General features: G+C 42.9%; 31 protein-coding genes. 8 read left to right on the top strand and 23 right to left on the bottom strand.

The genetic code is table 11. From position 1 onward, the window contains the following. Nucleotides 1-12: 12 nt before the first annotated feature. Complete coding sequence (locus LCY76_RS02130; protein WP_248251251.1) at nucleotides 13-582, bottom strand: TetR/AcrR family transcriptional regulator; 570 nt, start codon at nucleotides 580-582, stop codon at nucleotides 13-15. A 128-nt stretch (nucleotides 583-710) separates the two neighbouring features. Between LCY76_RS02130 and LCY76_RS02125 the strand changes: the two genes are divergently transcribed. The 3 genes from LCY76_RS02125 (at nucleotide 711) to LCY76_RS02115 (ending at nucleotide 2,207) form a co-directional block, all read left to right on the top strand. Continuing rightward, a complete protein-coding gene (locus LCY76_RS02125) occupies nucleotides 711-1,205 on the top strand; it encodes a GNAT family N-acetyltransferase (protein ID WP_248251250.1) in 495 nt (164 codons plus the stop codon). Continuing rightward, nucleotides 1,198-1,731 (top strand): HXXEE domain-containing protein, encoded by a 534-nt coding sequence (locus LCY76_RS02120; protein WP_248251249.1) that lies wholly within the window; start codon nucleotides 1,198-1,200, stop codon nucleotides 1,729-1,731. Before LCY76_RS02125 ends, LCY76_RS02120 begins: the two co-directional genes overlap by 8 nt. A gap of 140 nt (nucleotides 1,732-1,871) precedes the next feature. Further along, nucleotides 1,872-2,207, top strand: a complete 336-nt coding sequence (locus tag LCY76_RS02115; RefSeq protein WP_248251248.1) for a DUF1516 family protein — start codon at nucleotides 1,872-1,874, stop codon at nucleotides 2,205-2,207. A 133-nt stretch (nucleotides 2,208-2,340) separates the two neighbouring features. On the opposite strand, the gene LCY76_RS02110 is transcribed toward LCY76_RS02115, so the two are convergent. The 4 genes from LCY76_RS02110 to LCY76_RS02095 form a co-directional block, all read right to left on the bottom strand. Beyond that, nucleotides 2,341-3,297 carry a patatin-like phospholipase family protein gene (locus tag LCY76_RS02110; RefSeq protein ID WP_248251247.1) on the bottom strand — a complete coding sequence of 319 codons (957 nt, stop codon included), beginning with the start codon at nucleotides 3,295-3,297 and terminating at the stop codon, nucleotides 2,341-2,343. 602 nt (nucleotides 3,298-3,899) lie between these two features. Beyond that, nucleotides 3,900-4,424 (bottom strand): P-loop nucleotide/nucleoside kinase family protein, encoded by a 525-nt coding sequence (locus tag LCY76_RS02105; RefSeq protein WP_053355960.1) that lies wholly within the window; start codon nucleotides 4,422-4,424, stop codon nucleotides 3,900-3,902. An 18-nt stretch (nucleotides 4,425-4,442) separates the two neighbouring features. Further along, complete coding sequence (locus tag LCY76_RS02100) at nucleotides 4,443-4,826, bottom strand: nucleoside 2-deoxyribosyltransferase (RefSeq protein WP_248251246.1); 384 nt, start codon at nucleotides 4,824-4,826, stop codon at nucleotides 4,443-4,445. 21 nt (nucleotides 4,827-4,847) lie between these two features. Next, nucleotides 4,848-5,171: a hypothetical protein gene (locus LCY76_RS02095; protein WP_248251245.1), complete on the bottom strand. Its 324-nt coding sequence runs from the start codon at nucleotides 5,169-5,171 to the stop codon at nucleotides 4,848-4,850. Between the two features lie 284 nt (nucleotides 5,172-5,455). Between LCY76_RS02095 and LCY76_RS02090 the strand changes: the two genes are divergently transcribed. Next, on the top strand, nucleotides 5,456-5,893 hold the full coding sequence (locus tag LCY76_RS02090; protein ID WP_248251244.1) for a YybH family protein: 438 nt from the start codon (nucleotides 5,456-5,458) through the stop codon (nucleotides 5,891-5,893). Nucleotides 5,894-5,984: 91 nt separating this feature from the next. Here the strand turns inward: LCY76_RS02090 and LCY76_RS02085 are convergent, their stop codons facing one another. Together LCY76_RS02085 and LCY76_RS02080 are read right to left on the bottom strand one after the other, a co-directional pair. After that, complete coding sequence (locus LCY76_RS02085; RefSeq protein WP_248251243.1) at nucleotides 5,985-7,070, bottom strand: glycerophosphodiester phosphodiesterase; 1,086 nt, start codon at nucleotides 7,068-7,070, stop codon at nucleotides 5,985-5,987. Nucleotides 7,071-7,177: 107 nt separating this feature from the next. Continuing rightward, the gene (locus LCY76_RS02080; protein ID WP_248251242.1) at nucleotides 7,178-7,633 is read right to left on the bottom strand and encodes a GNAT family N-acetyltransferase; all 456 of its coding nucleotides are present in this window, start codon (nucleotides 7,631-7,633) and stop codon (nucleotides 7,178-7,180) included. Nucleotides 7,634-7,957: 324 nt separating this feature from the next. On the opposite strand from LCY76_RS02080, the gene LCY76_RS02075 reads away from it, so the two are divergent. Next, on the top strand, nucleotides 7,958-8,926 hold the full coding sequence (locus tag LCY76_RS02075; protein WP_248251241.1) for an NAD(P)-dependent alcohol dehydrogenase: 969 nt from the start codon (nucleotides 7,958-7,960) through the stop codon (nucleotides 8,924-8,926). A gap of 49 nt (nucleotides 8,927-8,975) precedes the next feature. On the opposite strand, the gene LCY76_RS02070 is transcribed toward LCY76_RS02075, so the two are convergent. Further along, entirely contained in the window at nucleotides 8,976-9,821 is an 846-nt protein-coding gene (locus LCY76_RS02070; RefSeq protein ID WP_248251240.1) for an STAS domain-containing protein, read from the bottom strand. 184 nt (nucleotides 9,822-10,005) lie between these two features. Here LCY76_RS02070 and LCY76_RS02065 point away from each other — a divergent pair, with 184 nt between their 5' ends. Continuing rightward, a complete protein-coding gene (locus tag LCY76_RS02065) occupies nucleotides 10,006-11,052 on the top strand; it encodes an NAD(P)/FAD-dependent oxidoreductase (RefSeq protein WP_248251239.1) in 1,047 nt (348 codons plus the stop codon). A gap of 47 nt (nucleotides 11,053-11,099) precedes the next feature. Here the strand turns inward: LCY76_RS02065 and LCY76_RS02060 are convergent, their stop codons facing one another. The 9 genes from LCY76_RS02060 to LCY76_RS02020 form a co-directional block, all read right to left on the bottom strand. Further along, nucleotides 11,100-12,107, bottom strand: coding sequence for a FecCD family ABC transporter permease (locus tag LCY76_RS02060; RefSeq protein ID WP_248251238.1), 1,008 nt, complete (start codon nucleotides 12,105-12,107; stop codon nucleotides 11,100-11,102). Continuing rightward, complete coding sequence (locus LCY76_RS02055; protein ID WP_248251237.1) at nucleotides 12,104-13,147, bottom strand: FecCD family ABC transporter permease; 1,044 nt, start codon at nucleotides 13,145-13,147, stop codon at nucleotides 12,104-12,106. The genes LCY76_RS02060 and LCY76_RS02055 overlap by 4 nt, the downstream gene beginning before the upstream one ends. Nucleotides 13,148-13,176: 29 nt before the next feature. After that, nucleotides 13,177-14,121 (bottom strand): iron-hydroxamate ABC transporter substrate-binding protein, encoded by a 945-nt coding sequence (locus LCY76_RS02050; protein ID WP_248251236.1) that lies wholly within the window; start codon nucleotides 14,119-14,121, stop codon nucleotides 13,177-13,179. Between the two features lie 68 nt (nucleotides 14,122-14,189). Then, entirely contained in the window at nucleotides 14,190-15,002 is an 813-nt protein-coding gene (locus LCY76_RS02045; protein WP_248251235.1) for an ABC transporter ATP-binding protein, read from the bottom strand. A gap of 324 nt (nucleotides 15,003-15,326) precedes the next feature. Continuing rightward, nucleotides 15,327-15,941 carry a PH domain-containing protein gene (locus tag LCY76_RS02040; RefSeq protein WP_248251234.1) on the bottom strand — a complete coding sequence of 205 codons (615 nt, stop codon included), beginning with the start codon at nucleotides 15,939-15,941 and terminating at the stop codon, nucleotides 15,327-15,329. A 67-nt stretch (nucleotides 15,942-16,008) separates the two neighbouring features. After that, complete coding sequence (locus tag LCY76_RS02035) at nucleotides 16,009-16,497, bottom strand: DinB family protein (RefSeq protein WP_248251233.1); 489 nt, start codon at nucleotides 16,495-16,497, stop codon at nucleotides 16,009-16,011. Continuing rightward, a complete protein-coding gene (locus LCY76_RS02030; protein ID WP_248251232.1) occupies nucleotides 16,494-16,997 on the bottom strand; it encodes a GNAT family N-acetyltransferase in 504 nt (167 codons plus the stop codon). The genes LCY76_RS02035 and LCY76_RS02030 overlap by 4 nt, the downstream gene beginning before the upstream one ends. Nucleotides 16,998-17,269: 272 nt before the next feature. Beyond that, nucleotides 17,270-17,503: a hypothetical protein gene (locus tag LCY76_RS02025; protein WP_248251231.1), complete on the bottom strand. Its 234-nt coding sequence runs from the start codon at nucleotides 17,501-17,503 to the stop codon at nucleotides 17,270-17,272. A gap of 21 nt (nucleotides 17,504-17,524) precedes the next feature. Further along, nucleotides 17,525-17,788 carry a hypothetical protein gene (locus LCY76_RS02020; protein ID WP_053355977.1) on the bottom strand — a complete coding sequence of 88 codons (264 nt, stop codon included), beginning with the start codon at nucleotides 17,786-17,788 and terminating at the stop codon, nucleotides 17,525-17,527. Between the two features lie 79 nt (nucleotides 17,789-17,867). Here LCY76_RS02020 and LCY76_RS02015 point away from each other — a divergent pair, with 79 nt between their 5' ends. After that, a complete protein-coding gene (locus LCY76_RS02015; RefSeq protein WP_248251230.1) occupies nucleotides 17,868-18,365 on the top strand; it encodes an Hsp20/alpha crystallin family protein in 498 nt (165 codons plus the stop codon). Here LCY76_RS02015 and LCY76_RS02010 read toward each other — a convergent pair. Then, complete coding sequence (locus tag LCY76_RS02010) at nucleotides 18,362-18,592, bottom strand: hypothetical protein (protein ID WP_248251229.1); 231 nt, start codon at nucleotides 18,590-18,592, stop codon at nucleotides 18,362-18,364. The genes LCY76_RS02015 and LCY76_RS02010 overlap by 4 nt on opposite strands. 118 nt (nucleotides 18,593-18,710) lie before the next feature. On the opposite strand from LCY76_RS02010, the gene LCY76_RS02005 reads away from it, so the two are divergent. After that, the gene (locus LCY76_RS02005; RefSeq protein WP_248251228.1) at nucleotides 18,711-19,103 is read left to right on the top strand and encodes a hypothetical protein; all 393 of its coding nucleotides are present in this window, start codon (nucleotides 18,711-18,713) and stop codon (nucleotides 19,101-19,103) included. 23 nt (nucleotides 19,104-19,126) lie between these two features. Here the strand turns inward: LCY76_RS02005 and LCY76_RS02000 are convergent, their stop codons facing one another. The 5 genes from LCY76_RS02000 to LCY76_RS01980 all read right to left on the bottom strand — a co-directional run bounded on the left by LCY76_RS02000 (nucleotide 19,127) and on the right by LCY76_RS01980 (nucleotide 22,148). Further along, nucleotides 19,127-19,621, bottom strand: a complete 495-nt coding sequence (locus tag LCY76_RS02000; RefSeq protein ID WP_248251227.1) for an NUDIX hydrolase — start codon at nucleotides 19,619-19,621, stop codon at nucleotides 19,127-19,129. Further along, entirely contained in the window at nucleotides 19,588-19,755 is a 168-nt protein-coding gene (locus LCY76_RS01995) for an NUDIX hydrolase (protein WP_248251226.1), read from the bottom strand. Before LCY76_RS01995 ends, LCY76_RS02000 begins: the two co-directional genes overlap by 34 nt. Nucleotides 19,756-19,892: 137 nt before the next feature. Further along, a complete protein-coding gene (locus LCY76_RS01990; RefSeq protein ID WP_248251225.1) occupies nucleotides 19,893-20,900 on the bottom strand; it encodes a DUF6454 family protein in 1,008 nt (335 codons plus the stop codon). Nucleotides 20,901-21,111: 211 nt separating this feature from the next. Continuing rightward, a complete protein-coding gene (locus LCY76_RS01985) occupies nucleotides 21,112-21,585 on the bottom strand; it encodes a hypothetical protein (protein WP_248251224.1) in 474 nt (157 codons plus the stop codon). Between the two features lie 14 nt (nucleotides 21,586-21,599). Next, nucleotides 21,600-22,148 carry a hypothetical protein gene (locus tag LCY76_RS01980; RefSeq protein ID WP_053355982.1) on the bottom strand — a complete coding sequence of 183 codons (549 nt, stop codon included), beginning with the start codon at nucleotides 22,146-22,148 and terminating at the stop codon, nucleotides 21,600-21,602. Nucleotides 22,149-22,339: the final 191 nt, after the last annotated feature.

Genomic DNA, 22,339 nt, shown 5'->3' with positions numbered 1-22,339 from the left:
TCTGTTCACCTCTTAGTTGAATAACGCGCGTTCGTACATATACCATGATGCTTCAAGGCGTTCTTCGGCGCTTCCCTCTCCGCCATAGAGCATCTCCACAAACACGCCGTCCAGAAGCGCGATGTACGCTTTGGCTGCGTACTTGATGTTTAAGTCCTGAAGCCCCGGTTCTTTCGCTTCTTTAAATTCCTGAAGCAGCAGACTCTCCATTTTATCCAGATAGCTGTACACATGATCCATCAGCTGTTCCTCCAAATGTTCTGGGGGAAAAAACGATGTGCGCAGCCAAAACTTTGCCCGTTCATCCTGCTCGTAGTTTTCCATTTGCAGCTGTAAAAATCCGTACAGCTTCTCTTTAAACGAAAGGCTGCTGTCGTTAAAATAGGCGGTTGCCTTTTCCCATTCGTGGGCGATCGCCTCTTCTGTCACCGCTAAAAACAATTCATCCTTGTTTTTAAAATGGGCGTAGATCGACGGTGTTTTAATTCCAACGTCGGATGCAATTCCCGATAGAGATGCCCCGCTGTAGCCGTGGTTCGCAAAATGGGCAAGTGCTGCTGCTTTAATTTTATCTGCTGTCATATCTCATCACCTAACTAATATTCGTTAGGTAAATCATCTCACACTCTTCTTCTCTTGTCAAAAGAAGAAGGGTTTTATGATGAAAAGCACGAAGTAGAAGGGTGGAAATCTTTGAAGGAGAGAATATGATGACTATCACCAACCTTACCTTTCGTCTGTCCAGCCGCTTTGACTTTCCGCAGCTGGTCGAACTGGAGAACCTTGTATGGAATACCAATACCGCTCCGGCGGAGATCTACTGGCATTCGACTGAAGAATATGCCCAGCACTGTCCGGAAGGCAGCCAGCTCCTGGCTCTTTCCGGTGACCGGATCTGCGGCTATTTTTCCTACCGTATCCCTACCCCGCTCGACAGCAACAAGCATGTCGCTGAGCTGGCATTGGCCATCCATCCTGATTTTCAGGGTCAAGGTGTCGCTCAGGAATTAATGAAGTCCGGCGAAGACTGGATGAAGCGCCTCGGCAAAAAGAAGCTGTCCCTCCGGGTGATGGCCACAAATCCGAAGGCTGTCCGTTTTTATGAAAAGTACGGCTTTATTAAACAAGGACTGCTGGTGAATGAATTTTATATCGATGGCAAGTATGTGGACGACATCATGATGTATAAAATGCTGGATGACTAGGGCAGAACTGAATCTACAGAAACAGGCGGGTACCAGATCCACGATTTCAATGAAGCTGGTCTGGTTCTTTCCTGCCGCTTTTATCGTTCATGATGCCGAGGAGACGTTAACCGTCAAATCCTTCCTAAACGCCCATCGGCATGAGCCACCCTTTAGCAGACTGCCGATCAGCCAGATGACCACGGGTACGTTTGGGTTGAGCGTCCTGCTCATCCTGCTTGTTATTGTGGGGTTGTGCTCGTATATTACGAAAAACCGCACCTCGGGTCAGCCGCTTTTTCTGCTGCTGGCTTCGACGCTTTTTATGAACGGTGTGACGCATGTGCTACAAGCGCTGTACTTTAGAGGCTATACACCCGGGGTGGCCACGGCTGTTCTCGTCATTTTTCCTTATTCGATTTGGGTTTGGAGATCGATGAATCGGATTCATGGCGTGAAGTTAGCCAAATATTTAGCGGCCGGAATGATGCTGCAGATTCCGCTTGCAGTTGGAGCGCTTACCGTGGGGAGTTTACTGCTATTGTAAAGGTGCCTGGCACCACATTTGAACATTTTTGGGACGTTGATGGCTTTCCCTTGTTTTAACAGATGGGAACCGATACTATGAATATGTGAATTGTTTCATATGCACTTATACGTTGATTACGTTTAAAAGGAGGAAAACCAATGTTTAATGCGCTATTACATACTCACTCGGGTTCATGGGCGATTATGGTCATCTTGTTCCTGATCACCTACTTTACGAAGAGCCAAAAGATCACGCCCATGCTGCAGCGTCTGTTCTACCTTATCATGATCGTTACCGGGGTATGGATGCTCTCCATCCTTCACTTCCCGCTAACTTACGTCCTAAAAGGCGTACTCGCGATTGTCTTGATCGGTGTTATGGAAATGCTTGTTGCCCGCAAACGCAAAGGCAGCCCGATGCCGGCGATGTGGATCGTATTGATCATCCTGCTCGCGGTTATTGTAATGATGGGATATGGCGTTATTTCGTTTTAATTGAAAAAGCCTGGCTCCCTCAGTAGGTATTGTATAAAAACAGCTAAAAGCAGTGGATTTCGCAGGTGAAATCACACTGCTTTTAGCTGTTTTTTGTGGGGGGAAGTTGAAAGTTAAGGAGATGTAAGGACTATTAGTTCCAGTTTTTCTCTATAAATTGAACGGCAGGCTGTAAATTGGTTTTGTTCGCAATTTCAATGACAGCCGGAACCACGGTAGGGTCCGTTTTGGAGAAGTTAGGGATCCGTGGATCTAACCGAAAAAAACGTTTTCCCAGAAGATTAGAACTGACCATGGATTCATAGTACCCATTTCCGCCAGCGACAATTTGAAGAAATGGCAGTAAGGGTTCATTGGGCGATCGGTCCATAAGGACTCCCCAATTTGGAGGAAGGTTCTTCAGATTCTCCGGGCGTATGTTATCTGCACTCACCATCCCCCACCCCCTCGTATCTCTTCTTAACTGAGTCGGGGCTTCACCTGTTCCAATGGATAATACCGCAATTTGATCTAACGGCACTTTGGCTTTACCCACTGCAAACGCGATACTGGCTGTACTTGGGTTAGTTGCTACTGTATACCCATCCACGTAGTTTTGATAGGCTCGTTGCGTCGCGGGAGCACCGCTGCTCCTCAGTATTACATCACTCGCTTTTTCATTTAAATAGGGAGAGCCAGGAAAGTTGTGGAATAGCACAGGAGTCCAACGATTCAGCTCCGGTGAAAATAATTGAAATGAAGGGACAACCATTCGTCTTTTTAAGTCTTTGAGACGAAGATCTGATGGAAAAAATGTTCGTACCGCTTCAATAAAACCAGAATAGGGCAATTGTTGATTAAACACAGGTCCACCTGGTCGGGAAATGCTGAATGCCGGCAAGATTTTTTCCTTAAAGAACTGGAAAGTCTCCTTCGGTGATCTTCCACTTGCCAACGCAAGGGCAGTAAATGAACCGATTGAATTTCCCGCGAAAACATGGGTCCGACTAATTAATTTTGGATTTTGCTGAGCCAGTCTATTCAAAAGCTGTAAACTTAAAGCACCTAGGGTACCGCCTCCATCAAAGGTCATGATCCGATATTTTGTCAAAGGTGATAGCTCCTTTCTCATCCGATCACAAGTATCCATTCAGTATATGTCTATCTTGTATGGGCAATGAATACCTTTGAATTTTGAGTTCTCTTTGAAGACAATACATACTTTCTAAACAAGCATGCAGCTGATCCTTATCGTCAATATTAATAAAACAATCCTCCGCACCCAGGTCCTTCGAATTAGTTTTCGTAATCTAAGTCCTATACTGTTTAGCCTCGCTCTCGCAATGGGTCCACGCGTATGGCAGATCGATTTTTTATGAAAATGATGCGTTCTGCAAGTAAAAGCTGGGTTTTCGCAAGTAAATGGAGGATTTCTGCAAGTAAAGTCCCAAATCTCGCAAGTAAACTCATCATTTTCGCAAGTAACATGTGTCGAACCGCAAGTAACGGTTCTGCACAAGCCATTTGAGGGTCGCCAAAAAGGCCACTTGATCATTAAATCACTAGGTGCTCCATATTTTTACGAGTAAATCTACTATTTTTGTCGAGTTCTTAAACTTGGGTGGATGGTACATATATTGCTTCAAAATTACATGTAGAACTGATCGGATTTTCTCCCGAACAACCGAGCCGCCTCTATTTCCATCCCCTTTTTCACTCGTTAATGTAGTTCATAACCTCGGCAATGTAACTTTCTAAAGGCTGTCCAGTGTCAACAACAAGACACTGATGATTGGCTGGTTTTTTGCTGTTTCCCATCGTTTCTTCAAAGGCAGCTTCAGACTTAATATCTTTTATTTGGCTGATCATTTGTTTACGGTTTTTCAGCCTGGCGTTTATTTTACTTAGATCATCAAGGCAGCACTCCACGTACTTGTATTTCACATGATATTTTTCAGCAAGTGCTGTTCCCTTATCAACCATTTCATCATACAAGCAAGGACTATCCAATATAACAGCATGTCCTTGGGATAAGTGAAAGTCAATCAACGCCCATTCAATTTCATAGGAAACCCTGCCTGCTGCCCTTGAATCTATTTGGATTTCTTCCATACTATACAATAAAGCAGACTTTACGATGTCATGATCAATAATGACTGCTCCCGATCTTTTTGCTATTTCTCGAGCAAGTGTGGACTTGCCGGAACCCGGAAAACCTGACATTTGCACAAAAAACATCGAATGACCCCCCAATTTTTAAGAAGAACCTGTAAGAATATAAACTAAATCATCGAGCGTCCCCATTACATGCTCCACTTCAGGCAAGTGATAAAACGTACTCGTTGCTTCAAAGTCATAGATTGCTTCATTTGGTGAATAAAGATATACTTTTTTGCCTGTGCCCAGAGCAATTCCAAGTTCGATATGGCTTCCTTTTCCTGCGGGGAGCAGCACGACAAAAAAATCAGCTTCGATCACAGCCTCCCTTTCCTTTTGCCCGATATCCTTTAAATCTTCAATCGTTGAGGCTCTTTCTTTCGTCCAATCATAGGTTTGTATAAAGCCCTTGCTTTTCAGCTTTTCACTAACATAAGTCACACTGGGTATATTGTTAAAGCTTGAGGCGATATAAAACTTCATTCTTCATCACACCCTTTCCACTTATAATTTTCTCGTCTTTTTCCCCGATTTAATGATGATATTGACTGAAGAAAATTCCCCGCCTTCCATATGATTCTTGATATGCGATACATCAATATCCTTTTCGATTTTAATAGATTTACTTTCTTTTCCTCTTAAAAAGACGTCATACGGGGCATTGGCGTTTAAAAGCGTGACCATTTTCTTTACACCTTTATCTCCGTTCTTTCCCCTAAGTTCTACAGTAAATCGAACATCCTTATGACTGTAATTCTTCAGAGGAAGTTTACATACCGCATGCAAGGTCGTTTTCTTCCCATTCAAAATGGCAATTGCTTTTATCAATTGAATACCTCCATCATGAAAGAGCAGTTTAAGGTAAATTATAACAAAAACCACAGCCGAAATTCACATGAATGCTTTACAAGTTCTTCATTTCTATCGATGTGGCTGTCTACACCGAATGATAGTAATAAAATGAAGAATAGTTACTTCTCAGCCAAATAGTAGGGGAGATAGCGTTTCCTGAACTTACGGGTCACGATCGTTGAAGAGGAAGAATGTTGGGGATATCGAATATAGTAATGGTTATAAATAAACTTAAATTTATAAGTAAAGGAGATGAATTCATGAGGGCAGGCTTTAATAAAGTTCAGGACGTTCTGGAAAATTACCGGTCTGCAGTATATGAGAAAGATGTTGAGAGATTTTTATCTGCATACGATTCTGACATCCATGTGTATGATTGTTGGGAAAACTGGGAGAGTATCGGCATTTCCCAATGGAAGGAAATGGTGGATGGCTGGTTTAATGGTTTACGTGAGGAAGGTGTTGTACTCAAAATAGATTTTGATGATTTAGTAGTTGAAGAAAATACGAATCTCGCTTTCGTTCATTGTACTGTTACGTTCGCTGCTCACAACGAATCTGGAGAGAAACTTCGTCAGCTGACAAATCGATTCACATTCTGTTTAAGAAAAGAAAACGATTCCTGGGCCATCACACATGAACATTCATCATTGCCAATAAATATGGAAACCGGGAAGGGTATTTTTAACTTAAAGTAAGAACGAACGATACTAGCTCCTTTTGGGCTTTTTGAGCACAACAAAAAAGCGGCATACTTTTTTAGTAATGCCGCTCTTTCTTTCTAGCAAACTATTTGGTTGGTGCAGGATATTTCGTAGGCAGCTCCAAGCCATGCTCTGCCATCACTTCACGCAGCCGGTCCGGATAGTCGGTAATCATTCCGTCTACACCGTCGTTGAATAGTTTGTTCATTGTTGGCTTGTCATCAACCGTCCAAGGAATAACTTTCATCCCTGCTTTATGTGCCTTTTCAACCATTTGTTTTGTTACGTAAGGCTCATAGTTGTCATCGGTTACTTTGCCATCCTGCGGGAAGCCATGTACTGGAGATATTGCGTTTGCACCGAAAGAGTGGGCAGCTGCAACCAAATCTCCGTTAAAGTCGTCAATGTCGATTCCGCCTAGCCATGGAGAGGCACCCGGCTGTCCAGGCTGAAGAAACTGCGGTCCATTGGTAAGTGCCACTAAAGGCAAGCTCGGCTCTACTTCACGCATGCGCATGAGTGAACCCCAGTCAAAGCTTTGGATCGATACCCGATTCAGCATGCCTGCCTCACGAACTTGGCGGGCTACCGTTTGGACAAATTCTTCGCGGGGAGCCGTTTCCTCGGGAGCACCGGCCTCCACCTTTGTTTCGATGTTCATCCAAACGTTATCTGCTTTATAGCGTTTGACCAGGTCAAAAATTTCCGTCAGCAATGGCATCTTCGCTCCCGGACTTGTCACCTGTCCTGGAAACTGCGGCTTGGTGGTTGAGCCGCAATCAAGAGTACGAATCTGTTTGAGCGTCAGATCTTTTATATATTTGCCGACATAAGGATACTCCGGATCCCCTGTATACGCAGGCTTGGTATCCTTACAGTTCCCGCTTGATATTTTACGGTCATGCGTAACAACCGCTTTATGATCCTGTGTAATTTGGACATCCAGTTCAAGAGTGCTGACGCCTAGCTCAAGTGCATGGGAAAACGATGCGATCGTCGATTCAACAGTAAGTCCCATCCCGCCGCGGTGAGCCTGGAGATCAAATCCTTCAGGACCAAAATTACTTCCGTTTTGCTCAGCTGCTGAAACGGTCTGCCCCATTCCTAAACTTGATAGTGAACTCACCATGACTGCTGCAATCGTTGCTAAAATAACCTTTTTCCTCGTCATTTGCTCATCTCCTCAAAACTTTAAAGTGTTTTACTTTTAAAGTATAAAGAGAGCATATAAAGCCTTATTGAAGCAAACGTAAAGAAATTATATGGTTTTAAATGAAATCATAATTCTTTTGTCATAAATGCACTATTCGGATCCTCAATGTAATCTGCAAATGGCTCACAATATTGAAACCCGAAACTGGCATAAAGACTCCTGGCCGGTTCAAAGGCTTCCATGGAGCCCGTTTCCAAACTGAGCCGGCGATAGCCGCGCCGCTTCGCTTCCTCCATGATGTGTTGAAGCATCCGCTTTGCAACTCCCTTTCTTAAATGGGCAACCGACGTTCGCATGGATTTGACCTCTCCATGCTGGCGGTCCAGTTCTTTCAGTGCCCCGCAGCCCAATAATTCTCCATCCTCCCAAGCACTCCAGAACGTAATATCCGGTTTCCTTAGTCCTTCAAGGTTAAGGGCATGCCTGCTTTCTGGCGGAGAATGAAGCTCCATCCCCTGAAGATGCTCCCCTATTAATCTGGCTATTTCAGGTCCTGTTAGATCATCTGCTTTGATCTCCATGAAAAAGAACACTCCTTGATTTTTGGTCCATTAATTAATAAAGGCACTTTCCATTTCAGCCTAATAATTCGAAATCTTTTTCATTTAAATGAATAACATTACCGGCATTGTACTTCAATACCGATTTTTCAGGATTAATACAGCGTTGAATTTTTTTCATACAATCGTTTTTATTTTACCTCAAAAGAATTTGGCACGCATGACTACCTTCTTCTTAGTTCGAATATCTTTAGATTAATGGGTCTTTTGTAGGCTTTTTAGCGATATTTTTTATTTATTCATGAGAAAAAATGAACAAATCAAAGTTTAGTATGGAGGAATGTTATGAAAGCTATTGTTTATCACAAATATGGTCCGCCGGATGTTCTTGAATTTACAGAGATAGAAAAGCCTATTCCTGAGGACAACCAAGTACTTGTGAAAATTCATGCTGCGTCTGTGAATTATGGGAACCTGGTTCTTTTGAAAGGGGAGCCGTTCTTGGCCCGCTTTGTTTTCGGTCTTCTAAAACCTAAATACTCCATACCCGGTGGTGACATAGCAGGCCGGGTTGAAGCGGTTGGCAAAGATGTTATGCAGTTTCAACCTGGCGATGAGGTGTTCGGTGATCTATCCCGTTGTGGCTGGGGTGGTTTTGCCGAATATGTTTCTGTTCCCGAAAATGCATTGGCACTAAAACCAGCCAATCTATCTTTCGAGGAAGCGGCTGCTGTGCCTATGGCAGCAGTAACGGCCCTGCAGGCTCTGCGGGATAAAGGCAAGATTCAGCCGGGGCAAAAGGTTTTGATTAATGGTGCCTCTGGTGGTGTGGGGACTTTCGCCGTACAGATCGCCAAATCGTTCGGGGCTGAGGTAACGGCTGTGTGCAGTACAAGAAATCTAACCATTGTCCGGTCGATTGGCGCAGACCATGCCATTGATTATACAAAGGAGGATTTTACCCGGAAAGCGCAAAGTTATGACCTGATTCTTGCCGCTAACGGATATCAGCCGATTTCAGCTTATAAGCGTTTATTAAGTACCAATGGAAATTATGTTATGGTCGGAGGTTCCGGTGCTCAGATGTTCCAAGCCATGGCATTAGGACCTTGGATTTCAATGACCGGGAGTAAGAAAATGGGTAACATTTTACAAAGGCAAAACCAAAAGGATCTGATTTTTATGAAAGAAATTCTTGAGTCCGGCAAAGTAAAACCAGTTATTGATAGAAGTTATAAGCTGAGTGAAGTTCCCGAAGCATTCAGGTATTTTGCAGAAGGACACGCCCAAGGAAAAGTGGTCATCACTATGTGATTCATAAGCAAGAAAAGGAGGAAAGCTATTGAGCTCTCCTCCTTTTTATCTATAACGATTGTATATCCATAAAGGCCTGATGCAAATTACCTTTAACTTTTATTTTATCGAGGTTTAATCCCAGGGCAACCATCGTTTGTGCCACCTCAGGGCGAATGCCTGTAAGGATCGTCGTCACTCCTAACAAGGTTAAAGCATCGATCACTTTAAATAACTGGTCAGCCACCATCGTATCGACTATCATTACACCTGAAACATCCATGATTAAGTGCTCCAATTTTAATTTTACGGCCTGACTCAATGTTTCTTCCATTAGTAAATGAGCTCTTTCTGTATCAATGTTCCCGATTAACGGCAGCACCCCTGTCCCTTTAATCAAGGGAACGATAGGAACCGATAACTCCAAAAAGGCCGATTTTGCCTGTTCAAGCATATTTTGATGAGATTGAACATAGGTCAGACTGAAATAATATACTGCCTGATCCAGCAGAGGATCGATGATCTCAATAACATTAAAAATCGTTTCAGCGGACATTCCCTGAATGGTCGCCTCTTCTTTGATGGATTTCCAAATGTAATCACGATAATAGCTTGTATCTTTTAATGCCTCATCAAGGGGGGCTCCCAGTTTAAAGAAATAGTCACCCGTTTCTTTTCCCCATTGCTTCGTCTTTTCAATGGCTTTATTTCGATTATCGTGCTCAGTTAATGCTTCACCAAACAGGGTGATAAATTCAGCTCGCACTTCCATGATTCGCGGCTCAATTTTCTGGAATTCATTTTTCTCTGCTTGAGTCATGGCCACGCCATCCATTCGATCAGCGTGAACCGATTCGGCAATCTTATGTCTTTGTTTAATAAGTAATTCCCCTAGCAGCTTTATTTCGTTCTTCATCATACTTTCCTCCAAGGATTCGTATATAGGTCTGAAATTATAATACCCTATAACTAGAGAACATGCATTTTAAACTTTTTTACTTTCTTCAGGAAAAATACCTATTGTAAAAATGGGCGATTCGATATATATTTTAATTGAGAATGATAATCAATATTAATTTCTTTCTGAGGAGAGAACGCATGTGGAAAAAGAAATTTATGATGTAACGATTATTGGCGGGGGGCCAGCAGGGCTTTACTCTGCCTTTTATAGCGGACTTCGGGAAATGAAGACAAAGATCATTGAATTCCAGCCCCAGTTAGGCGGAAAAATTCATGTGTATCCTGAGAAGATGATCTGGGATGTAGGCGGCCACACACCACTTCCAGGAGCAAAGCTTATCGAAAAACTTGTTGAGCAAGGACTGACGTTCGACCCTGAAGTCGTTTTGAATGAAAAAGTAGAATCGATTACGCGGAATGAAGATGGTATCTTTATCCTGAAAGGCGCTAATGGTGCAGTGCATTATTCCAAAACGGTAATCGTTGCTGTTGGGAGCGGTATCTTAAACCCGCAGAAGCTGGAGATCGAGGGTGCCGAGAGATTTGAAGTGTCTAACTTAAACTACACGGTGAAGTCACTTCAGCATTTTAAGGATAAAACGGTGATTATATCCGGCGGAGGAAATACAGCGATCGATTGGGCGAATGAATTAGTGAATATCGCTAAAAAAGTATACTTAACGTATAGAAAAGGAACTCTTGCCGGTCATGAAGCTCAAGTGACACAGCTTATGAACAGTTGTGCAGACTGCATCTTTAACACATCAATCTCTAAACTATTCGCATGCCCGAACCATGATGTAATTGAACAGATCGAGTTAACGAACCATGAAACTGGTGAAGTTACCTATCTGCCCATAGATGAAGTGGTCATCAATCATGGCTATGAACAGGATACATCACTTCTCGGAAATAGCAGCCTGAATATTGAACTTGAAGAAAATTTCTATATCGCAGGCAATTCAAACAGCGAATCCTCAGTCCCGGGGTTGTATGCTGCTGGAGATATACTCAAGCATGACGGTAAATTGAACCTGATTTCCGGAGCCTTTCAAGACGCAGCTAACGCTGTCAACAAAGCAAAACAATTCATCGAACCTGAAGCTCAAAAAGTGGCGATGGTTTCTTCTCATAATGAAGTATTCAAAAAACGCAACCGTGATCTAGTCAAACAGATGATCCATTAAAAAAGGAGCCCAGCAAGGCTCCTTTTTTATTTCAAAAACTCTTATTACTATTTTTTCGCCAATAAATACATGAAATATGGGGCACCGATAATGGTTACGATAATTCCAGCTGGAATACCACTTGGATCCAGTATTACCCGGCCAATTGTATCTGCCGTAAGAAGCAAGATTGATCCGATCAAGGCCGCAACCGGAAGAAAGGCTTGATGGCGAGGCCCAACGAGTGATCTTGCAATATGAGGAGCCAAAAGTCCAACAAAGGCAATTCCTCCGCTGACAGCCACGGATGCCGAAGCAAGCGCAACAGCAATCAGGATTAGGACAATTCGTTCTCTGCCAGTCTTCACCCCAACGCCAATTGAAACATTCTCATGAAAGTTCAGCATGTTCAGCACATTGGATTTATACATCGTGAGAGGAATGAGAATCAGAATCCACGGCAGCAATGACAGTACAAACGTCCAATCATCACCCCATATTCTTCCGGCCATCCAATTGGCCATGAACGAGTAGTCTTCCATATCCAGTCGCGTCGACAGTGTCAACGTCGCACCATAAAGGGCCGCAGCCAAACCAACCCCCACTAATACTAGCCTTGTTGGTTCAACGCCCTCACCTTTTATGTAAGACATACTATAGATGACAGCTGCTGTTGCCATTCCACCCGCCAATGCAAAAAGAGGCAGTATGTACAGGGAACTCGATGTTTCCACCGTAAAGAACATGATATAGACAACGACCATCAGACCTGCACCGGCATTAATACCCAAAATACCAGGATCTGAAAGCGGGTTCTTTGTAATACTTTGCAGAATAGCACCAGACACCGCGAGTCCCATCCCAGCAAGGATAGCAACAACTATTCGCGGCAGCCTGAACTCAAACAAAATAAGGTTCTCCCTCGGTGTACCTTGTCCGATGATTGTCCGAAAGAGTTCAGCAGGAGTTAATGACGCAAATCCTGCAGCGACACTAATGATAAACATGGCTATTAATAAAACAATCGCTGCAATCGTCGTCATTCTTATCTTCTTGATCTGTCTCGCGTTCATCATGAAAGTTTTCTTCCTCCCCTTCTCGCAAGGTAAAGGAAGAACGGTACGCCGACCATAGCAACGATCGCCCCAACTGGCGTTTCATATGGAGCATTTACCGTTCGGCCCAATGTATCTGCCAAAACCATCAGCACACTTCCAAATATTGCTGAGCATGGTATGATCCAGCGATAATCCGTTCCAACCAGGAAGCGTACAATGTGTGGAACCATCAAACCGACAAATGCTATTGCTCCTACAAGCGATACTGCCGCACCAGCAAGGATCAGCACAACAGTCATCAGTACAGCCTTCGTTACCAGCGTACGCTGTCCAAGGCCCCTTGCCACTTCTTCACCAAAGCTCAGAATGGTTAACTGCCTTGAAAACATAACAGCAACCACAATACCAATTACGACGACCGGTACGATGATTTTCAGCTGAGTCCAATTTGTTCCTGAAACCCCGCCTGCTGTCCAAAAAGCAAGATCTTGAGAAAGCTTAAAGTATAGAGCTATGCCTTCTCCCAACGAAGAAAGCAGTGCAGAAACAGCGGCACCTGCCAGCGTAATTCGGATTGGGGATAGCCCCCCTCTGCTCATGGAGCCTAATCCGAACACAAGTCCTGCACCAATTCCCGCACCGATAAAGGAAATAATCATCACTGTTACATAGTTTGCACCTGTACTGAAAGCAAACACACAAGCAAGAGCTAAGCTTGCACCAGCGTTCAAACCAAGCAACCCAGGATCTGCAAGGGGATTTCGTGTCATTCCCTGCATGATTGCCCCGCTGACAGCAAATGCCGCACCGACAACAGCTGCACCCAGCTCTCTTGGTAATCGGAGACTGACAATAATGCGGTCAGCTTCCCTGCCAGGATCATAATTTAAAATAGATTTCCATACGGTAAGAAAATCAATCTTAGCGGCACCAACTGAAATCGCAAGACCAATACTCAACATCAGAAGAGCGAATCCCATCAGTAAAATGGCTGTACCCGCTGCCGGCCTCGAATACACTTTATTATCTTTTATCTGCTTGATTTTTGTTTTGAACATGGCGGATTTCCTTTTTTATAAAAGCTTTCTTATTTCTTTTTCGTTAACTCGTTAACAATAAAGTCCAGTTCTTTTTCAAGAGAAATCGGGTCATTGAAGTAGAATGATTCAGAATCGAACTTAATCGCATGACCGTTTTTAACCGCTGGAAGCTCTTTCCATACATTTGACTTCATGAATGAGTTGTCCGGGTTGCCTGCACCTGTTCCGACAAAAATATAGTCTCCAGCGTAAGTTGGGATCACTTCAGTAGAGATCGCTTTCCAGCCAGGTCCGAAAACATCCTTTTCTAATTTTGCAGGCGCTTTTAGTTGAAGAGCCTGGTAGATGACTTCTGTTCCACGGCCCCAGTTTTTGCCGTAGACATACATATCTTTACCGTAAGCTTCCATAACCATAAACGTTTTGTCTTCTCCGATAGCAGATTTAACTTTTTCACGTGCATCTGCAGCTTTTTTCTTCCACTCTTCTACCCATGCTTTTGCTTCTTTTTCTTTCCCAACCATTTTTCCGATTTCAACATGCTGTTCCAAGTAGTCGTACTTGTCGTACGTCATGGTTACAGTTGGAGCAATTTCTTTATATTTCTTAATGTTCTTATCATCTGAATACGTAATGATCAGGTCAGGATTTAGTTCTAGAAGCTTTTCATAAGAATCAGCCGTAACAACTTCTGCTTTGTCCAGTTTGTTGCCGTAAAATTTATTTTGTTTCGGATATTCATTTACTGCTATTGGTGTAATCCCTAACTCCAGCAAGTTACCTGCATAGGTAGCAGCCATCATTGCAACGCGTTTTGGCTTTGCAGGAACTTCAACGTCACCTTTTTCGCCTTTATAAATCCTTGTTTCTTTTTTCGAATCTTTTTCTCCAGAGCTCGCGTCTTCTTCTGATTTATTACCACATGCTGCAAGTGCAAATACTAAAAGCATTGTCATAAAGCTAACTAAAAGTTTCTTTGTATGTTGATTCAATTTTGTATCCCCCTATATTTGACAATAAAAATCATTCTCAATTAACTGTAAAAAAGAAAGGCGATCCATTACGCCAAATTCTCTACTAATTGAACACTTTTGATGAGATCATACGTTAGACATACGGGCTTCCTTGTTCTCGGATCCACACCAATCTCCGCATCGATATTGAAAACATTTCGAAGGACCTGACGTGTCATTACATCTTCAGCAGTTCCCTCTTTTAGGATAGCACCGTCTTTCATCGCAACCATATGGTGAGCAAACCGTGCAGCATGATTCAAATCATGAATGACCATCACAATGGTTCTCTTTTCATCCCGATTCAGCTGCTCTAACAGCTCGAGTACCTCTAACTGATGTGACAGATCCAAATATGTAGTCGGCTCATCCAGCAAAATAATATCTGTTTCTTGGGCTAATGCCATTGCAATCCATACACGCTGGCGCTGGCCGCCTGAGAGTGCATCTACCGGGTGATTCTTAAACGTATAAATTCCTGTAACCTCAAGAGCCCAGTCGATCACCTCAAAATCTCTTTTCGTAAGTTTTCCAAGACCCTTTTGGTAAGGAAATCTTCCGTAAGAAACAAGCTCACCAACCGTAAGTCCTTCTGGTGAATCTGGAGACTGCGGCAAAATTGCCATCTTTTGAGCGATTTTCTTCGTTGATTCTTTACTGATGCCTTTACCATCAAGATAAACAACGCCGGATTTCGGATTCAATATACGCGACAACGTTTTCAAAACCGTTGATTTTCCGCAGCCATTTGGACCGATAATCGTCGTAATTTTCCCATCCGGAATCGAGATGTTCAGATTTTTGACGATGTCTCGCTCACCATAAGCAATCTTCAAATTCTGAGCATACAGCCTGGACATCATTCACCCTCCTTTTAAACATTTAATCAATTTATATAAAGCTGTTATTCGACTTAATTGAAAATGATTATCAATATCGTTTTCATTTTATTGAATTATTGAGGGAGTGTCAATAGGTTTTTTCGAAACAAAATAAACTGGCCGCTCATAATGAAGCAACCCGTTCATTAAAAAAGGCCGCTAGTTAATAAGCGGCTGCTCCTGGAATTTCGTTTTGTTTTGGGTTGGGTCCATACTTTCAAGTACCAGCATGCACAAACCTCCACACTTATTTTTTGATATTAAAAAACAGGCTGCAAGGTGCAGCCTGTCTTTAGTGGCCTATTAATTATTAATATATTTCTCAAATACATTGCCATAGTCTTTTACATGATACTCTTTTCTGCTTTCCATAAGCCATGTGAAGGCAGCATCGTTCAACTGATTGAAGTTATCCACGAGCTGGTCTTCCTTGCTTGTGATGCGGCTGAGTGTGGTCGAAGCAAGGTTGATGCTCTGCTGGGCATACTGCAGGGCGAATTCGTTCTCGTGAGCAATCTCAGCGATTTTGCTAAGAGACTTGTAGAGATCCTTCAGCTCCTCGATATGCTTTTTGTGAACATCGATGGAAAAAGGTACAGAGCCGATGACAAACTTGATTTCCACATCGAGATCCACGGTTCCTGCGGTTTCCAATGAAACGTTGGAAATGGTGTTCTCGCTGTAGCTGTATCGGTGCAGCATGCGCTTTTTGCTGATCGCGCTCGTTCCATCCAAATGGATCAGCGCACGGTTCGTAAAGCAGTACTCATCGGTTTTCGATTTAATAAGAAAGTAGATTTTCTCGTTATCTTCATGGAACACGTAATCGTCGGCATCCACCTTGTCATAGTCTGCAGGCTTGATGACGCTCCCTACATCACTTAATCCGAGTGCATCTGAAGCTAAGCGTTTTAACATATCCTCTTACTCTCCTTATGTTTTCGTTTACTCTATATACGATAACACTTCGTAAAAAGTTTCGTTTTTAGTGGACGCCGTTCTCCACATTCCAGCTGCCTTGCTTTTTCCGTGCGTAAAGGATCTGGCCCGTATGATAGGCGGTATGGATCGTGAGGTTGGCGATGACGCTTCCCCACTCTTCATGCCTGTCTTCATAAGCGCCTTCATCAAAGCGTTCTTCTTCACTTTCTTCAATTGCATTACGCCACTGGGCCATGACCTCTTTTAACCGGTCGACCGTCTTCTTCCAGTCCCATTCTCCGTTCATGTCCTCAAACGTTTGATCGTTTTCTGCTTTGGCCGTAGATGGACTTGCTCCGGTAAAACGGTCCAGGTAGCGCTGATTCCAATAGATCAGATGGTTGACGATCTCACGGATGGAGTTGCTTTCCTGCGTTTCTTTCCAGGCAGCCTGTTCATCGGTCAAGCCGACGAGCGAGTTTTCCAGTGAAACAAACCAGTGATTGTTCTGAAAAGCATCAAGCTGGTTCAGCAAAAGTTCTTTCGCGTTCATTGTATTGCCTCCTTTATTCGTGTTTGTTGTGGGACTGACGTAAATGTTTGAAAACGCACATTGTCTTTATCTGAAAACTGATCGGTAAAATGGCCGTTGGTGTAATCATGGATGATGCTTGTCCAAAAGGCCTGCGCCGGTTTATTCTGGGGAATCTGGGCGATGTCCCAGTCCCCTGGGAACTGATAAAATACGGCAAATGCCGCCGCTTTCCCGAGTCCTTGTTTGCGGTATTTCTTCAGGATGAAGAATTCGGACATGTGGTAGATGCCCTGGTTTTTGCGGACCAGGATAAAGCCTGCATAATGCTCACCCGCTTTAATAAAGAACGGATAACGGCCCTCTTCTTCCCAGTATGCATCCAGATAGGTATAGCCATATCGGCCTTCTTTGTTGAGATCCGAACCATCAAACTCGCTGAAGTCGTAGCGGTACAGCTCAAGCATCTGCCTGAGCACAGGCTTCTTCTCTAACGGAATTCTTTCGAGTGTAATGTTCATTGAACATCCCCCCTTTTCTTGGTGGTGTCAGGCACCGTTGTTATTGCGGTGCCTGACACCACGTTATTCCCCCTTCTTACATTCTCCTCTTCTATGGTGATTCCTTTAACTGCGGGCAGAAAAAGACAAATTATGCTAAGTGAGGAGGAGAATTGTGTTCTTTTTTTGGTGCCAGGCACCGGCTTTTGACATCTGTGTAATGCTGGTGCCTGGCACCAAAAAATCAAATAAAAAAAGCATGCAAGCTCTCCAGGCCCGCACGCCCTCAATAATCAAAGCACACTGTTCTTAACGGATGGTGCATCGATGACATCCTGATCAGCTACCCAGATGATCGGCAGGTTGACAACGGTAAAATCACCGTTGTCCTCCCCGAATCCCTGGTTGATTTTATTGGAGCTGAACAGGTCGAGCTGCTGGATCGGCCCAAAGCCCAGCGTAGCTGACCGGTCCATCGTGTTGACTTTAAATCCAAGCATGTTGACGACCATAGGTGAAAAGAGCATCATGAACCTCCTGCTGCCGTTTTATATCTTCTCAATTAGCGAAGGAATCTCCCGGCCATAGGAAGACTGTGTGACCGGCGAATCGACCGCATCTCTGTCATCAACCGAATTTTCATTTCCAAAAAACCGCGCATCATCCCCAAAACTTTGGCCGAATCCCTGATTTTTTTTGTCGGAGTTATGCCAGTCAGACAAGTAATTCTCCCCGATATTCACCGCCGACGCATTTTCAAAGGAATTAATTTTAAAAAGAAAAATATTTATAACTATAGAAGGTGAACCCACTAATTTCTCCCTCCTTTTCCCCTAAATATATGTTTGTTCCCTGTAATTATGTTTGCTTGAATCCCGGAGGTGGCAATGCATGGACGTCGATAAATTGAAACAGTGGCTGGAGCTTGCGCAAAAGGTACAGGGAAATGATTTTTGGAACAGTATTTTCGATGGTTCACCGGGACAGCAGATGGCAGGCCAGGTGAATGGACAGCCAGAATCACGTACGCGTTACAATCATTTTCAACCTAACCAGAACGCACCATCCCCTCAAGAGGATTTCCCCAAGGTTGATATCTACACAAACAACCGGGAATGGATGGTGGTCATTGATCTTCCAGGTATCCGTAAAGAAGATGTCAGCCTTTCGATGGCAGCCAATAAACTGACGATCAAGGGTGTGCTTCACTCTCCGTATAAGGATGCCACCGTTATACGGGCAGAACGGGCGAACGGCCATTTTGAGCGGACCATCCAGCTTCCTGAACTAATTAATGAAACTCGCACTGCCGCCCGTTTTTTTAACGGTGTGCTAGAGGTTCGGATCATGCGAAATCTCACACCTGAACGAAACATCCGGATCGATTAGCACCTCTTGTTTTCCGTTGGACCATCCAAGATATCATTGTCATTCACCCTGCATCTTTCGCAGTTATGCTGGCCAAAATCACCGTTGCTTTCGCCAAAGGACTGCGTTTTTTTCGTCGTATTGTACACCCTGCTTCGCACCGTCTGGCCGAACGAAAGCTTGCATTGGTTGCCCATCTTGTTAACGTCAAGAAATCCAAGATTCAGTTCAGATGATGAAAATTTCATCAAACTTCCTTCCTTTCTGTGCATGGAGTGGGAGAAAACAGACATGTTCTCCTTTTTTATTCATAAAATAAAGTACAAGCCGGTACGATTAATGCTGAATGGAAGCGTGGGGTAGCTTATGCCTTTTTTTAAAACCATACTCAACGCCCTTACAAATCATGATAAGAATATGGAAGAAATCCACCTGCATTTAAAACAGCTGCAGAATGAGCTCGCCGAAATGAAAAAAGACAACAATGGACCCCCTGTTGTCATTGAACATATCAACATCGAAACGCTAAGAATTGATAAATACGAACTGAGCAACAACTTCGCCAACCTGGGCATCAAGGATCTCAAAGGCAAGCTGAACATCGGCGCCAACTATGGCCGCGGCATGACCTTGCAGGAGGAAGCCGACCAGGCCAAAATGACGGAGAACGCCATGATGAAGATGGGGCAAAAAAAAGGAAAGGTCTACCAAAAGAAACAGGACAGTCCGAGCTATTCCATAAAGGGCAGAAACCCGTAAAAAGGACTGGATAGATGATCTATTCAGTCCTTTGCCTGCTGTACGCTGCCTTTTGCTTTATTTAATCTTTTTTTTATCCGGTCAAAAATGTTTACATAATATGAATCCAATCCAACAAAGCTTGCTTTATTTACTATTTTGCTATTTTGTTTGCTTATTTCCGTTGCAGTTATTTCAGTTACTGTGCCTTCAAACAGATTCATTACATCATCTAATCTAATTTTATAAAGGCTATCTACTTCATCTTCCTGAAGTTTAAATTCGGGTAATAGCCTGCATTCATACAAAAACACATGACATATTTCCCGATCCCATATTTGTTCTAGTTTTATCTCACCTTTGATGATTCCAAGCGAAATCAGGTCCTCAAATTCAATAGATACCCCTAATTCTTCCTCTACTTCCCTTGTTCCTTCCCTTACATCCTCTTCTGCCAATAAATGTCCAGCCGAAGTGATATCCAGAAGGCCAGGGTAATCTTTCTTTACTTCAGCTCTTTTTGGAAGAGTACATAACACTCATTCTTTTCTACTATCGTAAACCAGCAATGAAAGGTTTCATGCCAATCTCCAGATATATGTACTTCTCCTCTTGTTTTCTTTCCGATACATTTCATATTCTCATCAAATATCCTTACTATTTCACTGTCCATTTTTATTACTCCTTCAAAAATGCTAGTCGTTCCATCTTTCAATGTTTCAAGATTGTTTTCCTGCAAATAAGGAGAAAAAAAAAGAGAGACACCATCACTCAGAAAGGATAGAGTCTGTCTTTTTTTTAACAAAAAATTTAGTTCTCATTAAGATGGTTTGTTTCATAAACCAGCAAGGAGCCGTTGTCATCATCAGGAACAGCATATAGGCGAAGCTCTTGACCGGCATTTTCCATGAATACAGGATTCCGAGTAATCACATGTCCTTGTGGAGAAAATTCAGTGATTGGTGCTTCGTGGATGGTATCTAGAGTTTTCATGTCCACCAAAGCGACTCCGCCTAATTCATAAGGCTTGGAATTACTATTTGCTGGATCAGGCAGCTCAGCTATTCCACTTAAGATCATTTTTCCGTTTCCTGCATAATGACCGTCCTGGTAATCAATAAAATGACTGGTATTTTCCTTCTTAGCCAGCTGCTTTCCTTGTTCATTCCACTCATAGAACTTGCGGGAACCCCAGCTATTTCCTATAATTTTTCCACTTTGACCGTCTCGTACCATTCCTCCGATATGATCCTGAACACGGAAGGCTTCTTTGGCATCCTTTGTTTTAGGATCCACTTTGTAGACGATGGAATGGCTGTTGGGGCGGTATTCAGCAACAGATACCCAGATATTTTTCCCATCAAAATCGATACCGCCAGGATGATACATGTTCCCTTCACCCAGTTTGATGTCTTTTACAAGCTTTCCTTCTTTCGTAAACACAAAAAGGTGGCCTATCCCTTTACCTGGAGAACGGTCATAACCGTCCACGATCTTGCCATATTTAACAGGCTTTTCGATAATCTGAACGGCAGACATATAAAAAAGGTCCCCAACCTTAACCATACCTTGTGAATGATAGTTATTAAATTGCAGATCAATCTTTTCTTTTTGTTGCCATTTTGTGTCTCTGCTGATTTTCTCAAACTGGTCAGATATATTTTGCTTTCCATTATCATTTGCAGAAGAAGTGGTGGTTGCTTTGGCACTACTAGAGACCGCAAAAGCCTCAGTATCTTTAGAATTGAACGGATGAAAAGCCATTAAACCTGCCGAAATAAGCAATACGGATGCTGCCGTAATTATTTTTTTGTTCATAATAAGCCTCCTCATAAGCTTGATGATGCCATTGATTAAGAAAATTAATGTAACAAGCTTTCTTGACCAACATTAACGTAAATAAGAAAGGAATTATAGGTGTTTCCTTTAAGTTTTACCTAAACTTCATAGAGGATTTACATAGTTAAAAATACCTTTATAAAAACATGAGACTGACTCAATTTGAGTCAGTCTCATCATAATTGTGATTTCACTCTTCTCTATTAAATTTACCTTTTAATGATCGAAACGAAATTAGCAGGACAGCTGCCCCACTTGTCAGAATGAGAAAGCTGATCCATGGGTTGGCAGCGGCTTGTTCCATAACATTTGCTGCTTTGTTGGTGTTGTATTTATGGTCTCTAACAGCTTTTCTGTATTTTCCATCCGGTTCTTGAACGGCTATCGCCTTATCGGTGCTGATGCCGTGGATGGTGAAATATTTTGTGCCCTTTTTATACTCATTGGAAAAATTGCCGGAATAGGTTCCTTCCTGATCAGAGTACTTTGTTACCTGCCCGATCTCTTTGTCTACCTGATCCACGTATTCGTCACTGATGACATAAGAATAGTGATCCCAGACGACGAAAGAGTTTGCCCAGCTGGCAAAAGCAGGACTTGCCAAAATAAATTGAAAAGCCATCAGACAGGCGATGAATAATGGAATGATTTTAAACACCTTCATAGGCTGTACTCCTTTTAATTCATCGAATTTGCGATCCTCAACAGCTCTTTTTTAAGCTGTTTTTCACTGTATTCATTGGCAAACATGTGCCGCAGATCGTATTCTTCCTCATCTGCCAGCCAAAATAGTTCGGCGTAATTTCCAAAGTAAGCGAAATAGGCTTCTGTCCCGTCTTCAAGCTCCAGGGTATCTTCGTATTTTTTATTTTTAATGAGTTCACTCACGAGATTTTTATGGTTAAAAATTTTAAGGGCGATGAATCCCTTCTCGGTTTTTTGATCTTTTCTTCCGTACTCCGTTTCAAGCTGCAGCTTCTTTTTCTTTCCCCAATCCGTAATGACGATTTTCGGTTTCTCATACTTATACGGAATGAACTCTGGCAGGTGTGCTTTAAAAGGAATAACATCTTCCGTTTTTTCAATAGAAACCGGCTTGTACGACCGTGGGTAATGCCCTTTCGAATGCCTGTCCAGCTTCAGCTCACCATCAACCAGCATGGACCCCTGGCAAGACGTCAAAACAGTCAAAAGCAATCCAGCCGCAAGAACACCGGCTCTTCTCATGAACTCCACCCCCGATCTGTTACTCAAATCATACCATTATTTCACAGTCAGCCGGACAAGCTTCGGACGCAAGTTTCGACGTTTTTTGTATACAGCATAAGTAAATATCGAGGCGAAGAAGTCTGAATAATGAGTAAGGATCAATTAATCAAGAGTTTGGCTCAATTATTTTGATTTCGGCTCAATTATCT

Source organism: Fictibacillus marinisediminis (assembly GCF_023149135.1).
GTDB lineage: Bacteria > Bacillota > Bacilli > Bacillales > Fictibacillaceae > Fictibacillus_C > Fictibacillus_C marinisediminis.
This window is presented reverse-complemented; position numbering and strand designations above follow the sequence as displayed.

Excerpts from the sequence above, each read along its gene's own strand:
- LCY76_RS02040 (WP_248251234.1), bottom strand. The coding sequence starts at position 15,941 with ATGTTAAAACGCTTAGCTTCAGATGCACTCGGATTAAGTGATGTAGGG.
- LCY76_RS02055 (WP_248251237.1), bottom strand. The coding sequence starts at position 13,147 with ATGTTCAAAACAAAAATCAAGCAGATAAAAGATAATAAAGTGTATTCG.
- LCY76_RS01990 (WP_248251225.1), bottom strand. The coding sequence starts at position 20,900 with ATGAACAAAAAAATAATTACGGCAGCATCCGTATTGCTTATTTCGGCA.
- LCY76_RS01995 (WP_248251226.1), bottom strand. The coding sequence starts at position 19,755 with ATGGACAGTGAAATAGTAAGGATATTTGATGAGAATATGAAATGTATC.
- LCY76_RS01985 (WP_248251224.1), bottom strand. The coding sequence starts at position 21,585 with ATGAAGGTGTTTAAAATCATTCCATTATTCATCGCCTGTCTGATGGCT.
- LCY76_RS02130 (WP_248251251.1), bottom strand. The coding sequence starts at position 582 with ATGACAGCAGATAAAATTAAAGCAGCAGCACTTGCCCATTTTGCGAAC.
- LCY76_RS02075 (WP_248251241.1), top strand. The coding sequence starts at position 7,958 with ATGAAAGCTATTGTTTATCACAAATATGGTCCGCCGGATGTTCTTGAA.
- LCY76_RS02025 (WP_248251231.1), bottom strand. The coding sequence starts at position 17,503 with ATGCTCTTTTCACCTATGGTCGTCAACATGCTTGGATTTAAAGTCAAC.
- LCY76_RS01980 (WP_053355982.1), bottom strand. The coding sequence starts at position 22,148 with ATGAGAAGAGCCGGTGTTCTTGCGGCTGGATTGCTTTTGACTGTTTTG.
- LCY76_RS02015 (WP_248251230.1), top strand. The coding sequence starts at position 17,868 with ATGGACGTCGATAAATTGAAACAGTGGCTGGAGCTTGCGCAAAAGGTA.
- LCY76_RS02010 (WP_248251229.1), bottom strand. The coding sequence starts at position 18,592 with ATGAAATTTTCATCATCTGAACTGAATCTTGGATTTCTTGACGTTAAC.
- LCY76_RS02090 (WP_248251244.1), top strand. The coding sequence starts at position 5,456 with ATGAGGGCAGGCTTTAATAAAGTTCAGGACGTTCTGGAAAATTACCGG.
- LCY76_RS02030 (WP_248251232.1), bottom strand. The coding sequence starts at position 16,997 with ATGAACATTACACTCGAAAGAATTCCGTTAGAGAAGAAGCCTGTGCTC.
- LCY76_RS02060 (WP_248251238.1), bottom strand. The coding sequence starts at position 12,107 with ATGATGAACGCGAGACAGATCAAGAAGATAAGAATGACGACGATTGCA.
- LCY76_RS02120 (WP_248251249.1), top strand. The coding sequence starts at position 1,198 with ATGACTAGGGCAGAACTGAATCTACAGAAACAGGCGGGTACCAGATCC.
- LCY76_RS02005 (WP_248251228.1), top strand. The coding sequence starts at position 18,711 with ATGCCTTTTTTTAAAACCATACTCAACGCCCTTACAAATCATGATAAG.
- LCY76_RS02070 (WP_248251240.1), bottom strand. The coding sequence starts at position 9,821 with ATGAAGAACGAAATAAAGCTGCTAGGGGAATTACTTATTAAACAAAGA.
- LCY76_RS02045 (WP_248251235.1), bottom strand. The coding sequence starts at position 15,002 with ATGTCCAGGCTGTATGCTCAGAATTTGAAGATTGCTTATGGTGAGCGA.
- LCY76_RS02085 (WP_248251243.1), bottom strand. The coding sequence starts at position 7,070 with ATGACGAGGAAAAAGGTTATTTTAGCAACGATTGCAGCAGTCATGGTG.
- LCY76_RS02035 (WP_248251233.1), bottom strand. The coding sequence starts at position 16,497 with ATGAACGCGAAAGAACTTTTGCTGAACCAGCTTGATGCTTTTCAGAAC.
- LCY76_RS02125 (WP_248251250.1), top strand. The coding sequence starts at position 711 with ATGACTATCACCAACCTTACCTTTCGTCTGTCCAGCCGCTTTGACTTT.
- LCY76_RS02115 (WP_248251248.1), top strand. The coding sequence starts at position 1,872 with ATGTTTAATGCGCTATTACATACTCACTCGGGTTCATGGGCGATTATG.
- LCY76_RS02105 (WP_053355960.1), bottom strand. The coding sequence starts at position 4,424 with ATGTTTTTTGTGCAAATGTCAGGTTTTCCGGGTTCCGGCAAGTCCACA.
- LCY76_RS02100 (WP_248251246.1), bottom strand. The coding sequence starts at position 4,826 with ATGAAGTTTTATATCGCCTCAAGCTTTAACAATATACCCAGTGTGACT.
- LCY76_RS02080 (WP_248251242.1), bottom strand. The coding sequence starts at position 7,633 with ATGGAGATCAAAGCAGATGATCTAACAGGACCTGAAATAGCCAGATTA.